This window comes from Paenibacillus sp. sgz302191 (assembly GCF_057749925.1).
On record NZ_JBYLHY010000017.1, the window covers coordinates 26146 to 43791 of the forward strand.

At 45.4% G+C, this 17646-nt stretch carries 11 protein-coding genes; 2 read left to right on the forward strand and 9 right to left on the reverse strand.

The window, feature by feature from the left end:
- Positions 1–12: 12 nt before the first annotated feature.
- The 9 genes from AC3G2T_RS22920 to AC3G2T_RS22960 form a co-directional block, all read right to left on the reverse strand.
- Entirely contained in the window at positions 13–1161 is a 1149-nt protein-coding gene (locus AC3G2T_RS22920; RefSeq protein ID WP_488437036.1) for a mandelate racemase/muconate lactonizing enzyme family protein, read from the reverse strand.
- A gap of 236 nt (positions 1162–1397) precedes the next feature.
- Complete coding sequence (locus AC3G2T_RS22925) at positions 1398–2933, reverse strand: DUF5597 domain-containing protein (RefSeq protein ID WP_488437037.1); 1536 nt, start codon at positions 2931–2933, stop codon at positions 1398–1400.
- 36 nt (positions 2934–2969) lie between these two features.
- Positions 2970–4745, reverse strand: a complete 1776-nt coding sequence (locus AC3G2T_RS22930; protein ID WP_488437038.1) for a family 43 glycosylhydrolase — start codon at positions 4743–4745, stop codon at positions 2970–2972.
- A gap of 179 nt (positions 4746–4924) precedes the next feature.
- A complete protein-coding gene (locus tag AC3G2T_RS22935) occupies positions 4925–6439 on the reverse strand; it encodes an apiosidase-like domain-containing protein (RefSeq protein WP_474683516.1) in 1515 nt (504 codons plus the stop codon).
- A gap of 217 nt (positions 6440–6656) precedes the next feature.
- Positions 6657–8666 carry a beta-galactosidase gene (locus tag AC3G2T_RS22940; protein WP_488437091.1) on the reverse strand — a complete coding sequence of 670 codons (2010 nt, stop codon included), beginning with the start codon at positions 8664–8666 and terminating at the stop codon, positions 6657–6659.
- Positions 8667–8845: 179 nt separating this feature from the next.
- Positions 8846–10429: a family 20 glycosylhydrolase gene (locus AC3G2T_RS22945; protein WP_488437039.1), complete on the reverse strand. Its 1584-nt coding sequence runs from the start codon at positions 10427–10429 to the stop codon at positions 8846–8848.
- A 207-nt stretch (positions 10430–10636) separates the two neighbouring features.
- A complete protein-coding gene (locus tag AC3G2T_RS22950; RefSeq protein ID WP_488437040.1) occupies positions 10637–11461 on the reverse strand; it encodes a carbohydrate ABC transporter permease in 825 nt (274 codons plus the stop codon).
- Between the two features lie 12 nt (positions 11462–11473).
- On the reverse strand, positions 11474–12364 hold the full coding sequence (locus AC3G2T_RS22955; protein WP_474683513.1) for a carbohydrate ABC transporter permease: 891 nt from the start codon (positions 12362–12364) through the stop codon (positions 11474–11476).
- A gap of 86 nt (positions 12365–12450) precedes the next feature.
- Positions 12451–13791: an ABC transporter substrate-binding protein gene (locus AC3G2T_RS22960; protein WP_488437041.1), complete on the reverse strand. Its 1341-nt coding sequence runs from the start codon at positions 13789–13791 to the stop codon at positions 12451–12453.
- Positions 13792–13984: 193 nt separating this feature from the next.
- On the opposite strand from AC3G2T_RS22960, the gene AC3G2T_RS22965 reads away from it, so the two are divergent.
- Both AC3G2T_RS22965 and AC3G2T_RS22970 read left to right on the forward strand, forming a co-directional pair.
- Positions 13985–15802, forward strand: a complete 1818-nt coding sequence (locus tag AC3G2T_RS22965) for a cache domain-containing sensor histidine kinase (protein WP_488437042.1) — start codon at positions 13985–13987, stop codon at positions 15800–15802.
- The gene (locus AC3G2T_RS22970) at positions 15799–17394 is read left to right on the forward strand and encodes a response regulator (protein WP_488437043.1); all 1596 of its coding nucleotides are present in this window, start codon (positions 15799–15801) and stop codon (positions 17392–17394) included. The genes AC3G2T_RS22965 and AC3G2T_RS22970 overlap by 4 nt, the downstream gene beginning before the upstream one ends.
- Positions 17395–17646 lie beyond the last annotated feature (252 nt).

The following is a 17646-nucleotide window of genomic DNA, read 5'->3' on the forward strand; positions in this document are numbered from 1 at the left end:
ATTTCCTCCCCTTTACTGAACTCGTTCCCGTTTTTCCCAACCTTGCCTGAATAACGGCAGCCAGTGCCCTGGGTCATACGGATGCTTCGCAATTTCGTCCAAATTAAGCTCGAAACCAAGACCCGGCCGATCTGGCGGCTGGAGGTAGCCGTTCTCTACTTTGAACGATGGAGACAATACTTCCTGAGCCCATGAAGCATTAAATTCATCAAAAATTTCATGAAGGAAAAAATTCGGACTGGCCATATTCAAATGAGCGCAAACAATGGAGCAAATAGGGCCTTGCGCACTATGCGGAGCGGTTACGCCATTATGGGCGTGCACCATGCCGCAAATCTGTTTGGAAGCGCTCAATCCCAGGAATTGCGGCTCCAGCTGAACAATATGAACGGCATCATGCTTAAGAAGCTCCGCGAATTGCTCACGATTGTAGTAGTCTTCCCCGCATGCGATCGGTACCGGGCTTCGCTTGGCTACCTCAATCACAGACGATTGACGATACGGCGGAACCGGCGCTTCAAACCATGTCGGATAATACGGCGCCATCGCCTCTGCAAATTGGAGAGCTGTATGTACGCTAAAGCGGTTATGCCCCTCAATCAAAATATCCACATCCTGACCGACGGCCTCGCGGACAACGGATATTTTACGGATGGCGCCAGCGAAATCAGCTCGCTCCACTGTTCGCCAAGCAGCCCCGAACGGGTCGAACTTCAAGGCCGTATAGCCCTTCGAAACTACTTCTCTAGCTTGGTTATACAAGCTTTCCTCGTCGGTACCGCCTCGATACCAACCGTTTGCATAACAGCGAAGTTTATCCTGGCACTTGCCCCCAAGCAGCTTATACACCGGTTGCCCTGTCGCCTTGCCCATAATATCCCAACACGCCGTTTCGATTGCCGCGAGTGCGGAGCCTTGAATTTGACCGCCGTCCGAGTAGACGTCGCGAATCATTTTTAAGGAGATCGCCTCCACATCAAACGGACTCATGCTGATTACCAGATGCTTAAGTTCATGAATCGCCGCCTCGACCGTTTTGGCAAAAGCATTTAATGTTCCCTCGCCGATACCGGTAATTCCTTGATCCGTTTTCACTTCGACAAAAAGCCAGTTCTTCCAGGAGTTCCCCACGATATAAGTGCGGATATCCGTGATTTTCATGTTCAACACCTCCCTCGATCTATAGGATAAAAGTAGCACGCAATCGTTGGTATCCACAAGATGTATAACTTGTATACATCAAGTTTCGAATTACGGGCCGATCTTCCCTGCTATCTCTAATAATTTTAAAGAGTTAGCGGGGAAGACGGGCGCCTTGCCTTCAAGGAAAATATTCGATGCCCCGATCTCATACGAGCTATCACTCCATAAAGGCGCACATCCTGAAATGTTTTTTCTTATTCATACTGATAAAGTTCCACTCGAAGAATTTCAGGGTCCTTGCCAAGCTTGACGTGATACACGCCTTCATCCCCGTTCAGCACCCTACCTCTCCGCCAACTATCATTTTCAAACTCACCTTCTTCAATTCGGATAATGCCTGCTTGCTTGCGTTCATTACGCTTAGGCAAGAAGTTTACGGTATAACCATAGCCTGCCAGAAAAAATTCATTCTCACCTGTCTCAATGACGATACCTCCCGCAACAGGCCTACCCTCTTCCGGCGTACCAAATGTGATTTTAATGTCATACTTGGTAAAGGATAATAAGCATCCCTTTTCTCGATTCTGCACGAATCCGGTCATGGCTCCAGTGCCGTTGTAGCGCTGAATCAATCCTAACATGTTGCCGAGCAGCTTATAGCTCTTTGCGAGATAGGGTCCAGTTCCATTTAATATAAAACCGGATTGCTCAATATTTAGCGCCGACAAAAGGGAGGCATCCACCGCGTCCACATTTTCTGAAAGGAAATCTTCAATTCCAAATGGAGAGAACCCTATAGCATCATGCTTGCCGAGTGCATAAAACACATTAGCGGCCGAAACCAGATCTCTTCTCGCCTCCGGAATGAATAGCGGGTTCCCATTGGTTGTGTATTCCTGGCAAATTTCCTTAAAGTTAGGCAAATAAATATCAGGGGCATAAATGGAAATCGTCGGCGCGCCTACTTTCCAGACCCGCATCATTTTCGCTATGGGCCCTCCGCTGGGATACGTGCCCGGTATTCCCGGAAACTGTTCCAGCCAAGCGTTGACCATCATGGGCAGCGGATAGACCTGTTGACCTGCATTGGAAATCCGCTCCACCGCGCAGGCATAGTGATAAGCCATAAAGGTCTCATCAGCATCCTCGCCGAATGCTTCTTTCCAAGTTCCTTCAACTCCGAACGCATTGGCCAAACATTCTGGTACTTGACCACCGAATACGAAGTCAGCCTCTTCGGAGAAGTCTCGCGTAGCGCCCAAAAATCCAATTTCATTCTCGACTTGCATCATAATGACCGTATGTTCTTCGCCATCCACTTCCCTCAAATGAGACATAAGACGTTGAAATGCTCGGGCATCCGCCTCGACGGCCGCTTGGCAAAGCGGGGAAATAGTCTCCGACGCGATTTTACCTGGGTATCTTGCACGAAAATAGGTGCGATGATCTCTCTTCACCCAAGAAGGTGCGTAACTCGAAAGTCCATTCTTCCAAAGCCCGAACCAAAGAAACACAATGCGTACTTGTTCCTCTCTTGCACGGGTAATAATGCCGTTAACGAGTTCAAAGTCGAACTTCCCTTCTGCTGGCTCAAGCAACTCCCAATAAACCGGTACAATGACAGTGTTAAGATGCAGTCCCCTAAGGTAAGGCCATACTTTCTCGTCCATGTAACGAAGACTAGAAGCACTGGAATTATGAATTTCTCCGCCCAGAGCTATAAATGGGTGTCCGTCCACGTAAAGCCTGGTAACTCCGGCTTCATTTCTTAAGTGCGGTAAAGGTTTCATTTAGCTATCTCCTCCCGATATATGGCTGCGGGATCATTACCAGATGACTTGAAATACGTCACCTTCGGTGATTCCCTTCTCATTAAAGGTATCGACTCTTACATATACCGGTTCCCCTTTGATTAATGCGCCAATTGTGACCTTATTACTCCCCAATACCATATAACTATGATACAGTTTATCCGGTGCGAAGCCCCACAGAACATTGTATCCAACAACTTCTGCTTGATTCCAATTCACATAAAGATCGAGTTCGCTTACCATTTCGGTTTTGATTCCGGTTACTTTTTCCGGAAGTTCCCCTTTGCCAATTCCAAATACTCGCAAACCGGAAATACACGCTGCTTGATTGTAAGGAAGCTCCTTAACCGTACATCTAATATATTGAACTTTCATTCCATTTTCTCTTACGATAAAATCATGCGGTAAATCCGTAGCTGCATTGGTTTTATCTTCTATGACAAAATACTCTTTTCCATCCACTGACCCTTCCAAAAGCCACCTGGTATGATGCTTACGTTGATCAATGTGTCTCCCCTCTTGGAAATCTGCTCCCTCAGGAATAGGAATATTCAACGCATCATCTGCAAAATTGACTTGAATCGCGTAGACGTCGCAGGAGTGTAAGAGATCGATTTGAAGCCATTCACCGGGACTATTGGACGCTGCTTTCCACCAGGTACGAACGTTTTCATCTATAGCTTTCGACGCATCTTTACCCGCTTCAAAAGTTGATGCAGCTGCCGGTTTGCCATACGAGAGAAGCATCCATTCAGGGTTACTCCATGGGTTCATCACAGCCTGTTCGACCTTTATCGGCCAGTCTCCATATCGTTGGTTACAGAACAGTTCTCCATCCTGATCGAAACCGGCTGGCCAGAACCCCAACCGTCTTTCAAAATTGTGGTTGACACTGATTCTCATAGTGGAGGCGTGCCAATAGTTTCCATGATGATCCTCCATTGTCGATCCATGTCCGGCACCCGGAATAAATCCTCCCGGCTTATAGGAGTATGGATTGTTTTTGGCGAGTGTAAATGGACCCAGCGGATTGTCCGACACATAAACGGCATCTGAGTACGTGTTAAACTCTGTAGCCGGACTGGCATATTGTAAATAGTATTTGCCGTTATGTTTATCCATCCATGCGCCCTCGATGTACGGATCATTCTCAAACACTGTTCTCAGATGATTCAACTGTTCATCCGTAATATTGGGGATATTTCTCGCATTCAGTTGAACCAATTCCTCAATCTGTTCCGGGGTTCGGGGCGTAATATGGTTTTCGCCATTTCTTTCATACCCTTTAACGGATGGGTTACTGAAGATCAGCGCGACCGGCTCCGTTGTCGGCTTCATCCCCTCAGGGTTTAACTCTACTCCATAGATGGGTTTATCATTGGAACATCCCCAGTAAAGGTACACTCTGCCATCGTCATCCAAGAACAAATTCGGATCCCAGAAGGGGAAGGTCCCTTCAATCTCCTCAAAAGATCCGTTGATCGGATCTTTCGTTCGGTAAAATGAGCAGTTACGAGAAGAATTCGATGCGGAAAAGTACATATATTCTCCAATGACTCGAACATCCGGGGCGTAATCGTAGATCGGCAGATCCGTTAGAGGACGGAATTCCCAATCGGCTAGATTGTCGCTCCAAAGAAATCCAGCCGTCATGGACGGGAAAAGATAGTATTTCTGATTAAAATAAATCATGGATGGATCGGCGGCTTCCCTGTTGATTTTCATAATTCCGTGCTGTTCAATAAATTGATATTTGTATGGCATGTTAATTGGATTACAGATAAATGTCATTTCCTCCAACCCCTAACTTTATATCTTGGAACACTACAAACCACCAACTGTACAATCAGCCCTCGGCAGCTATAATTCGAACGCCCCACGGCTCGATATTGAGCGCCTTTCCTTGTTCCACACCTTCACCGAAGAGCAGCTCCGCCCCGCCTTGGTACGGATAGACGAACGTCTGCGTATTATCTATTATTCTTTGACTTTAAGTGATAAACAGTCCACCTCTTGATAGGCAGGGTACCGGTATTAGTAACGGTTAGCCGCTCAATTTCCGTGCAATTCCAAACATCATATGCAATTACCTCATACTCATACTCAGTGCCGTCGAACGGTCCGCACCAAAGTCCTTTTCCAGGGAGATCGTAACGGCAGAAAATCAGGTATTCGTCCATATCCCGGTGTAAGGTAAAATAGTGATGCCCATCCGTGTTTAGCGCATCCCTTTCCATACTTTGGAAACCGCATGTTTCTATGATCTGCTTCATGAACTTGAGTCGAGGTGCGCTTTGGCCTATCAACGTGCCACCATACGACCAAAATAGATCTTTCCCGTTACCGTTAGACTTGATAACCTCACCGTGTGTTGCATATCCCCCGGCCATTGCCGAAAGCCAATGCCGCAAGACAGTTGTTTCGGCGTCACTACTGCCCCATTCTACTTTCATGTTTCCTTCGTACTGATATTCATCATTCACGATTGGTTTCATGTATTTGTTTTTTAACTCAAGAACGAGTGTATAAGTATCCGGATGTTGATAGCTGACGTGAGTCATCCAGTCACGGTTAGGATAAATAAAACCAAACGGAATATTATGAATTGATATTGGATGACTGTAGGGGTCATTCGCCTTGATTGTCGCACCGAACAAATCCCAATCTTTACGATCCATCCGTACATAAGTTTTACCTTCCGGCGTATTATCAACGTCAAACTCATTGGCCAAAGACCACCATACGTTCCTGTACGCAGACAAGCGCGCGATAATATAGTTAATATAGGTTAGATGATCATCCTGTTTCATTCCAAGATCAATTCCCCAACAATCGTAAGGATGGAACAGTATCACGTCAGCTTCAATCCCAAGTTTTAATAGATCCATGACTCGATCTTCTAAATTTTGAAAATACTCAGGACAAAACCGCTGAAAGTCAAAAGAATTTGGTTCGCCTTCAAACGGGAATACGGGCGGCTCGTAGGAGATATCGATCTCGCTCACCTCGCCACCAATTCGCATGAATTTCGGAAATACGAGCATACGTATTTTATTAAAACCATACTTGGAGAAAGATTCCAGCGTCTTCCGTCGAACTTCTTCCGGACGGTAAGTCCAGGCGTATGCAGTAGTACCCATAACAAAAAAGGGAGTACCGTCTGCATAGGAAAAATGTGTACCTATTACTCGGATAGGTCCATGATTTCCCTGAGAAGGGGCTGCTACATGAAACATACCTTCGAGTCCTTCAAAATCTGCATAATCTGATAACACCCTGAATCGATATTCCCCCTGCGATTCCGGCATATACCGAATTTTCCAAGTATCGCCTCCATCATGAAAGCCCCTAATTCGCTTCCATCCCTTCCCACTCCAAAACTCCCCATAAAGGTTCACATCCCTGAATGGATTAATGAAGGTATGAGAAGCCTGCAATTCAACTTCAAATATGTCCCACTGCTCAACGTTGTGTGTAAATTTCATCTCGTTTCGCGCCTCAATTCAATTGTAAATGCTAATCTCAAATTGATGTTCTTTAATTCCGTCCCTGCTTCCGGGCCTTTTGCGTAAACGACCTGACAGTCACAGAAACTAAAAACACTCGAGGTGCAGCCGTTATGTTGCCAACTTATATCCACGATACCCAATAGAACTAATTACAGTCAGGACCAGACATCGCTTCATTCCACCAGCCGTACAATCAGCCCTCGGCAGCTATAATTCGAACGCCCCACGGCTCGATATTGAGCGCCTCTCCTTGTTCCACACCTTCACCGAAGAGCAGCTCCGCCCCGCCTTGGTACGAATAGACGAACGTCTGCGTATCGTCGGAATAGTTGAAATAGAACCGTACCGTCCGGCCCGCTCTGTTCACGCCGGTCTTCACAATCAGCGGAAACGCGAGCTGCTGGTCCGTTCCCCACAGCCCCGCCGCATCGACGGCCGACCGAAGCACGCGCCGCATCGAAGCGGCATCAAACAGGCCGCCGATATACGTCGCGCAGCCGCTTCCGTGCCGGTTGCGGGTCGCCGCAGCATATTGTCCCCAATGCGGATGGACGTAGGAGGCGAGCACCTCGGCCTGTTCGGACATGGGCGTCAGCAGCTCCATAAAGCTTTCCACCGTCCCCGCTTCCTCAGCACCGTCGAATAGTTTGCCCGCAAGTCCGACACCTTTCGGCTCGACGAACATGCTGTACGAGACGCCGCAGGCTTCCGAGATGATGCCCGGTTGACTCGTAGTCCGCACCTTCACCGTATCATCGGCGAAGCCGCTCTTGAAGGAGTAGACGACATGACCGCCTCCCGCTGTATAAGCGTTCAACCGCTTCAGCGCTTCGTCCGGCACCGCGTAAAGCGCAGGCACGACGATCAGTCCGTAATCGTCCAGGCATTCGAAGGACGGATGGATAAAGTCGCAGGACACATTCATCTTATAGAGCTCGTCGTACATCCGGCGGACAACATCGTTATACGTTCGTCCGTCGGGAAGCTTGAACCATTCCAACGCCGTCAGCGCTTCGTTGCTGACCATGACCGCGACCCGATTCGTCTTGCGCAAGCCGATCAGCTCGTCAGAGAGCCGGGCGAAATCGTGGCCAATCGTCATCGCTTCGTTATAAACCGGGTTCGGCTGCAAATCGTGACTCAACAAGCCCTTCCAGTACGTTTCGATCGAGTTGTGAATCGAATGCCAGTGCCAGTAGGCAACCATCGAAGCACCAGATGCGACATGGCTGAACGCCAGAAGCCTCAACTGGCCCGGGTACGGCGTCATGTTCGGAAACGCCTGTGCCTGCGTTTCGAGCACAAGGTAGTTTGCCCGTTTCAGCGAACGCGCCATGTCCCCGCCGAACGATACCTCGATGCCGGTCAGCTTGCTTTGGGAAGGATGGTAAATGTCGACGCCCGCAATATCGAAAGGCGCCGCTGCAGCGAAGTGGTCCACCGACGGCTGCACACCGTACGAATACCCTCGCCATTCGAAGTCAAAGTTCTGCGTGACGAACTGGCCGGGACGCTTGTATTCGTTTACGATAGCGACCTGCCAAGCGAGGAAGTCAGTCACTAGCTTCCGCTGGAAACGTGCGAATTCAGCTCCTAAACTGCCGTTGATCGTGCCAATGACAGAAGGGAAGTCCTCCCAGCTGTTGATGCGATTGCTCCAATAGTCTAGGCCAAACCGCCGGTTGATCTCATCCAAGGATCCGAATTTCCCTCGCATGTATTTGACAAATTGAAGCTGTACATTTGGTCCTGCCGTGTTATAGTGCTTCGTTTCGTTATCCGTTTGATACCCAATGACGGCGGGATGACTAGCCACTCTCGAAATCAGCTTGCGAATAATCCGCTCTGCATAGAATAAATAGACCGGGTTTGTAATGTCCATAATCTGTCTGGGGCCATATTTACCCGGCCCAAGCGGCGTGATGGCAAGCACGGCGGGATGTTCCTTCACCATCCAAGTCGGGACAGCATAGGTCGGCGTGCCGACAATAACGTGAATGCCGGCAGCGTGCATCGCGTCAAGTACCCGGTCTACGGAACTGAAATCGAAGTCGCCGTTCTGAGGTTCATGTGTACTCCATGTCGATTCCGCGATTCGGACTACGTTAATACCGGCTTCTCTCATCATCCGAATGTCTTCGTTCAGCCTGTCATTAGGCATGTACTCATCATAATAAGCAACACCGTAGAGAAGTTCTTTAATCATTCCTTAAATGCTCCTTCTGCTAATTGGACGTATATTAATCTGAAGTTTTCTAGATATTACCTATTTAAAGAATCCCGGTCATAGACCGGGATTCTGAAGGTGTTCAGCCGGTAGCCAAGATGGAATGCAAAGAGGTTCTTGGACTAATTGATTATCCTAGCTTCAATTATGATGCGTTAAGGCGCTGATCCAACGCTTTGGATTATTGATTGAAAGTCTGCGTAGGTTGTGACAAGTGGAGCAGACTCCCAGGTCTTCTGTGCCATCACCCGCAACCTTGGGAAGATCGAGGCGGCCACTTGCTCTTCGGTCAATCCGTTCACGTCGTTCCAGAAATTAAGTGAAGAACCAAGGTTTCGGGGTTCAGCCGCTCCAACGTCATAGAGCGGTGTCAGAGTCCCGCTGCTTCCGTCCTGATAGTTGTATGCAAAACCGTGGAAGAGATTCACGGCCCAGTCCTCGTACATGTGCTGGATCGACGGCACGGGCGTGTAGCCGTAATCAGGAAAGTCGTACGTAGGCCAGAAGCCGGAGTTCTGGATGGTGTACCCCTCGAGCAGGAGCTGTTGAGGTGATACCGGATTCGTAGGACTAGGGTATGGGGTGTTCAGGTCCGTCCACCAATCTATGACGACGTTTTTGTCGATCGGAATGGTATGATCTGGTGTGGTAGAATCGTTCCAAATCCGTAATGTTTTACCTTTGGCACGGACCAACCCATTGATTTCATTAATCAATCCGTGAACACCGTCCTTCGCCGTGGCAAGCGGTCCATATGTCTGTTTGGCGTACTGCTCGAGCTGCGGATAGTTCTGATATTCGCTGTCACCAAGGAACTCATCAGCCCCCATGTGCCAGTACTTCCCCGGGAATAGCGGGAGATACTCTTCGATCAGATTATGCAAGAACTCCCGAGCAGCAGGGATCGTGTAGTCGATCTTATTGGGGACGGCTACACCATTCTGGTCTTTCAGTTGAAACTCGGGGTGATTCTTCAGAGCCCAGCCCATGTGCCCCGGCATGTCGATCTCGGGTATGACCGTGATATGGTAGCTCGCCGCAAGCGTCACCAGCTTTCGAATCTGATCTTTGGTGAGGAACTGTGGCGATTGAAGGCCCTGGCCGCTTTCAATGCGCCAGCCCTGATCATCCGTGAAATGGAGGTGGAGATAGTTGAGCTTCAGATAGGCCATTTCCCGAACCCGCGCCGCAAGCCAGTTGTACGAAATGTTACGGCGGGCTATGTCCATCATCAGTCCGCGCTCGGGATAGCGTGGCCAATCCCGAGCGGCGCCAGCAGGTACTGAAGGGGACTGTTTCAGCAACTGGAGCAAGGTGCGAGTCCCGTAGAAGGCGCCTGCTGATGTGGTCGCCTTGATGTTCACGGACGATCCGACTGTGAGCTTATATCCTTCATCACCAATCTGGGTATCCTGTGAGCCAAGCTCAAGCAATATGTCACCTGGATCGGGATCCTTTTTTGTAACCTTGATTTTGACTTTTTTTCCGGTCAACGCTTCCAAGTCATCGGCAAAGACCTCGGCATCGGAACGAAGTCGAGATTCGTCTGATGGATGAATAAGAACATAGGGGTGCTTACCAATTTGGAACGATCCTGACGATCCCGTCCACTCACGCAGAGCCGGGATGGTTATTGGCCTCGACGAATTAGACGAATCAGCTTCTGCTTTCGCCCCCACGTTCAGCAGCATGATGACAGCCAACGCAGAACCGACTACACCTTTCCATACTTGTTTCATCTTTTGACATCCTCCTAATTATTAAAGAATTTTAGGGTATAGTCGAAGCAGGTGGTACAAGATTCCTTTAATAACCAGAATTTTTCCTCTCACCCCTCCTTTCATTCTCATTTAGTTCACTTCCATTCTTCAATGCAACTTAATTTGGGTCTAAACTGCTCATCTTCTCCCAGAAAATCATTTCTCTTTAAATGGTTCTGACCCAAGCTACCCTTTTACCGCGCCTGCCGTAACACCTTTAGTAATCTGTTCGTTAAATAGCGCGTAGATAAGTATTGCTGGTACCGATATCAATACCATTACGGCAAACTGAGAGCCGTAATCGGATGAGTACAAACCTGTAAAATTCTGAACTGAAAACGGCAATGTCTTATAAGTATCCCTACTTAAAAACGTTGCTGCCATAATGAATTCATTCCAACAAGTCAAAAAGGAGTTGACCGCAACCGTGACGACGGCAGGCATCATCAATGGAAGGATAATTTGAAATACAAGTCTAAAGATACCGCAACCGTCAATGATCGCTGATTCTTCAAGCGCAGACGGAATAGTACGCATAAATCCTGAAAGGATAAACATTCCTAATGGTACATTTACAGCTGTATAAGGCAAAATCAGTGCCCAGTAACTATCCCTCAACCCTAATGTCTTAAACATAGCAAAGGCAGGCAGCAAAGTTGCGTGAAGAGGGATCATGATACCAAGCAGAATGATCGTATAAAAGATGCCTCTGAATTTCCACCTCATTCGGGTGAATGCGTAGGCCAGCATTATAGATATTAAGACCGTAAGAACAATCGAGACGCCTGATACGACGATGCTATTTGTAAGATATTTCAAGAAATTACCATCAACCCAAGCATTTGCGTAATTTCCCCACTTTGGTGAGCTCGGCCACTTAATAAGTTCCGATGAATAAAACTCACTGCTATCCAAGAAAGAGTAATTCACCAACCAGATCAGAGGAAATAACTGCACAAGAGCAGCTAAGATACAACATATCCATAGACAAACTTTCTTCAATGATTTCATTCCCCAAACCTCCTAATACTCAACTGAGTTGCGACTCGTGATTTTATTGCTGATGTAGGAGGCAATTAAACAAATGATAATAAACAATATCGAGATTGCATTGGCATATCCATACTCACTTGCCTTGAATGCCTTGTTATATAAATAAACGGCTAAAAATTGCGTGGCATCTCCAGGACCGCCGCCCGTGGTCAAATAAACTCCTTCCATTTGTTTCAACGCCGCGATAATCGCCAGAGTAACCTGAATCGTAATTACCGGGGATAAAAGAGGGACCGTGATCTTCCAATGAAGTTTAAATCCGGAAGCTCCATCCAATCGCGCCGCCTCATACATATCCTCCGGTATTCCTTTGACTCCCGCATAGTAAAACAATAATCCCCATCCAAATCCCGACCAAATTAAGATAAGGAGCATTGCCCCCAAAGCCGTGTTCGTATCAGCCAGCCAAGCATGTTTTAACGACCCCAAACCGATTGAAATAAGGAACTTATTAAATATGCCAAAATTGGGATCGAGAATGGACAGCCACATTTTTGCGATAACGACAACTGAAATTACGCAGGGGATGAAGAAAATCGTGCGAAAAATCTTCTCAGCCTTACCTCCGATCCGGTCCAGCAAGAGAGCAAAAAAGATACATAGCGGATGTTGGATAAAGATGAAACCCAGACCGAGCAGAAGAGCATTTCGCAACGAAACCCAAAACTGCTTGTCATGAAACAGTAAATTTCGATAATTGTCCATACCAACCATCGTAATCTTCGTTCCTGGTCCCATTGTTTCCGTGAAAGAATAATATCCACTTAAAATAATCGGAGCCAGAAACATAAATAAAAATAACAGTAACCCTGGAAAAACAAAAATTAAAATGGACAATCTATTACTGAGTACTTTTTGCATGATGCACCACCTCATACTTTTAAAAGTATGGAGCAGGTACTCAGCCCTACCCCACACATTTAGCCTAGCCTTGACCCATACTTTACTTATTTTGATTGTTTATCAATTGCTGCCTGTAACCTGTCGACCAGTTGTTCAGGCGAAGATGATGCACTGAAGAATTCACCGAATACATTTTGGATATCATTTTTTAAGCTAGGGGTACCATGGTCAATCCAGGAGATACCTGGTGTGGATGTGGCACTTGTAAGAATGTCACTCATTTGCTTTTGGACTTTGGATTCATTGCCTGCCAATTCATATTTTTGTGCCGGCACAAGGCCTCCAACTTGCCAGCTTACTTTAGGCCATTGCCCAGCACCCATCATGTAATCAAAAAATTTCTTTGCTTCTTCCGGATGTGGGGACGCACTGACTAGGGAAACGCCTCCACCATTCCACGCCTGCAAATCGGTATCTTTGCCCTTTCCGCCGCTTACGACAGGGAATTTAATAACGTCCAGGTTGTTTCGGAACTCTTCAGGAAGGCTTGCATTTGTAGCCATGCCAGATTCCCAAGAACCCATATACCACATTGCTGCTTTCCCTTGCGTAAACAGGTTTTGGGACATTCCATAGTCAGCCGTCATAAAGCCGTCTTGGAACAGACCTGCATCCCGGAACTGTTTGAAAATCTTCGCCCCCTCGAGGAAGCTTGGATCATCTTTTAAGGACTTCTTGCCGTCCACTGCATCCAGAATGGCTTGCTGATCGCCATTTACGCGCTGAACAACGTTTTGGTACAACTCCGCCAGATTCCACTGATCCTTACCATTCATAGACATTGGAGCAATGTTCTTTTTACGGAATTCCTTCGCGGCAGCGATCAGTTCATCGGTTGTCGTCGGTATTTTCACGCCGTTATCTTCGAACAATTTTTTGTTGTAATAAATGACTTCATAGTCGCTGCTCCTAGGTAGTCCGTACAGCTTGCTCTCATACGTAAAGTTCTTAAGTGAACCCGGCAGGAAACCGAAGCTATCGTTGTTATAATCTTTAGGATTCAATTCTTTTACATATCCGGCTTGCCGCAGAGCATTTAGTTCTGCTCCACCAAATACTGCAGTGATATCAATTGGTTCGTTCGATGCCATATAAGTTCTTAACTTATTTGAGAAAGGTTCCCCTAGTGCTTCAACCTCGATTGTTACATTCGGGTTCTCTTTCATGTAATTGTTAATAATCGTTTGTTCAGCAAGTCCTTGACCAGCTTTCCGATCCGGCAAGTTCGAGAAGAAACGTAACGTTACTTTTTTAGCCGGTGCTGCAGAATCCGTAGCGGAGTTTGGACTGGAACTCGAATTGCCATTGTCATTGTTGCATGCTGTCAATAGAACCATCAGACCTAGTGATGCGAAGAGCAATTTGCTTGCAGTCTTTCTATGCATTTGTATTCCCCCTTGGAAGTTCATTTTGTTGCTACGTGAGCAATCTTATCATGGACATCGTGAAATTTCAGCGGAGAAAAAGACAGTAAGGTTGAAATTTCGTAACTGTTAGCAACACCCATATTGTTCCCGTTCGAACACGTGATTATAATTGATAGAATGACACCTTGATGAGGAAAGGGCGGCGAACCTTATGAAAAGACTTTACTTGGATTTAAGCATACGTCTCAAAATTTTCGTCGTATTCTATTCAGTTATCGCACTGATCACGCTTTCAATAGGTTTTTATTCGTACCAGACAGTCAAAAAACAGATTATCGATAAAGTTAGTACGACCAACATTGGAATCATAAGAGAGATCGGGAACAGCATATCCTCCATGCGTAAGCAAGTTGAGGATTGGGCAACCGTATTCATTTCTTCTCAGCCCATTCAATCTGAACTTTCACAAGGAGGCAGCTCAGGTGAGTCACTAGGGAACACCCTTTATAATGGACCAACAGCCTCCATTATGGATTACATGCTGACTACCCGCATTTTTGATTACTTATCCCTTTACGGAACCAAGGAGAACCCTCTTTTTAGTGAATCCACTGGCAACGGCAGCAATCCCTATGCGCTTTCCGATATTCACGAAAGTCCAACTTATTCGCAAATTCTTCAGAAAAACGGTGCTCCACTTTGGTTTCCGTTAACGGATAAAAAAAATACATTTGTTCACGATGACCAAAATGAAATGATTGGCATGAGCAGAATCGTACGTAATGTTTACAACGGAAAACATATCGGATTATTGTTTTTGGGCATTAACACGGAAACGGTCCGAAAGCTTTATCTAAAAAATCTTTATGATAATGATCATGGTATCGTCTTATTGGATCAGAAAGGTACGCTATTAATGCAAGCAGGAATGCCACAATATCAGATGGATGGGTTCATAAAGGTTTTAAACGGTATAGATGACAAATCGCTAACAGGGACCAAAATCGTAACAGTAAACGGTGAAAAATTGCTAGTCACCTTTAGCACGATGGATTCCTTAGGTTGGCGTGTTTTTTACACGGTCCCCCTTGCTTTCCTCACAAATGAATTGAATGCTATAAAAGAATTCACGTTCATCTTAATTTTCATATGCCTAATTCTAAGTTTGCCATTAATGCTGGTTTGCACAATCTTCCTTACAGCACCAATTAAAGCTTTGCAGAGATCTATGAAGAGGTTTCAAAATGGAAATTTCGAAGAACGCGTGAACATCAAATATCGAGATGAGATTGGTGAACTTGGCAGGGGATATAACAGTATGGTTTCGAAAATCAAAACCTTAGTAAATGATGTCTATCTGCTTAAACTTAGCGAAAAAGAGGCAGAGCTCAAAGCCTTGCAAGCACAAATTAACCCACATTTCCTCTATAACATGCTGGATACAATTTTTTGGGAAGCTCAGACTTCCGGAAACAAAAAAATTTCCGATATGATTATTAGTCTTTCTCGGCTGCTTCGGCTTAATTTAAACCGTGGTAGCAGTCTAACCAGTGTAGCGAAGGAAAAAGAACTTATCGGCCATTATCTCGCTCTTCAGAAGATGAGATTTGAGGAAAAGCTTCAATACAGCATTGAAATCCCATCTGAGCTTGATCATTACGTCATTCTAAAACTGATTCTTCAACCTTTTATTGAAAATGCAATAATACACGGAATTGAGAAAAAACATGAAGGTGGAGCAGTTAGAGTTTCTGGTAATTTAGTCAACAACAATCTTGAATTTCTGATAGAGGATGATGGAATCGGGATGGATGAAATTACAATAAATAAAATTATGAAATACGTCCCTCCAAGCAGGTCCAATCTTTCGAGCGATACCAGCGGCTACGGAACTCACAATGTTTTTGCACGCTTGCAGCACTTTTATAATGATCAATATACGCTAAGAGTGGAGAGTCAGATTGGTGTAGGTACAAAAGTATTTCTTCGAATCCCATTAAATCAGGGCGAGAGGGAGGTAATCTTATGATTAACTTACTGATAGTTGACGATGAAAGGCGTGCCCGTGAAGGGATCCGAAATGCAATTGATTGGAATTCGCATGACATCCATATTGCAGGTGAAGCTTGTGATGGGGCTGAAGCGCTCAAGATAATTAAACAATTCCCAGTAGACATCATGATCACTGACATTCGAATGCCAGTTATGGATGGCCTCGAGTTAATTAAGGAAGTGTCGGTATTATATCCTAGCATTCGTAACATTATTTTCAGTGGATACGATGAATTTGCTTATGCTCAAAAAGCCATGACGTTCGGCACATGCGAATATTTATTAAAACCGAGCCGGCCGGATGAGATTCTGGACGTTATCAAGAAACAAGCAAATCATATTAACGAAGAAAAAAAGCAAAGTGAAGCGTTGGACCAATTACGTATTGGTTTTCAAAGTAGCTTGCCTTTGTTACGGGACCGGACATTGAGTCGCTTGGTATTATCAGAGCGTCCCCCATCTGATCGTCTTGAAGCGATGCTAAGCCTTAACCACATTACATTTCCAAAGATGTTGTTTGGCGTTCTGGTGCTTGAAATTGATAATTTTTACACGTTGGAACAAAAATTCAATTATAAGGAGATTGAGCTGTTTAAGTTTGCGATTAAAAATATCACGGAAGAAATACTTTCGCAAACGCTCGTTTGTGCAGCCTTTGAACATCAGGACAGCATTGTATTGATCCTTAACACAGATCAGTGGATTGATACGATGGCTTTCCAGGGGATTATGATGGAGTTACAAACGGGAGTTAGTCAGCATCTTCCACTTACAATTTCAATAGGTGTTGGAAGTATGGACAAGGGAATTTCCTACCTTCATTCATCTTACCGTGAAGCTGTAGATGCACTAGAAAAACGGTTTTTTAAAGGCTCGGAAAAAATCGTTAATTACATGGAGGAGGATATAGAAGCAACTTCATATCCCCTTTCTGAAGAGAAAGCCATTATTCAGGCCATTATCTCTGGTAGTCGGGAAGTAATGGTCGAAAAGTTTAATGCATTTCATTATGCATTAAAACCCGAAAGCAGCTCGAAAAGCCATGTTCTCAACTCCATGCTTGCTCTAGCTTTTAGTTTGTTTCACTTTTGTATCGAAAAAAACATAAATACCGATGAAATCTTCGTCGAGGATTTCCCAAAGCTGTCAAAGATCCTCACTAGTTCAAGCATGGATGTGATTAAAAGTGTAATAACAGGGATTATGTGCGGAATAAGTGATCAAATAAACTCATCCAAAAACAATAATAGGATATTTCTAGAAGCTCTGGCTTATATAAATCAAAATTACAACAAAGATATCAGCCGAGACATAGTGGCAAGAGAAGTTTTCATAACCCCTGGCTACCTGGGTATTCTTTTTAAACAGCAATTAAACATGGGTTTTTTAGAATATTTGCATAAGATCCGAATCGACCGTGCCATAGAGTTGCTCTCTAATCCTGGGATCAAAATTAGTGAAATCGCCTATCAAGTCGGTTATCAAGATGAAAAATACTTCTCTCAAGTTTTTAGGAAGTACACTGGACTGACCCCAAATCAATATCGAAATAATTTGCCTATACGATGAGAAATTGAGTAGGAGGGGGCTAGTCGTCCCCTTCTCTAACCACCGATACAGTTATTTTGTAACTTGTACATGAAACGCTAAACACTTCAATCCACCTGCCGGACAATCAGCTCAGGATATTATTGTCACAAAAACACCCGTTCCGATTCCCGGAATTGGTGATGAGCGAAAGTGAGGTAAACATAAATAACACTTGATTTATCAAGGTTTTCTTAGATTGAACTTTTTAAATTTACAAAAATGTTACATAAT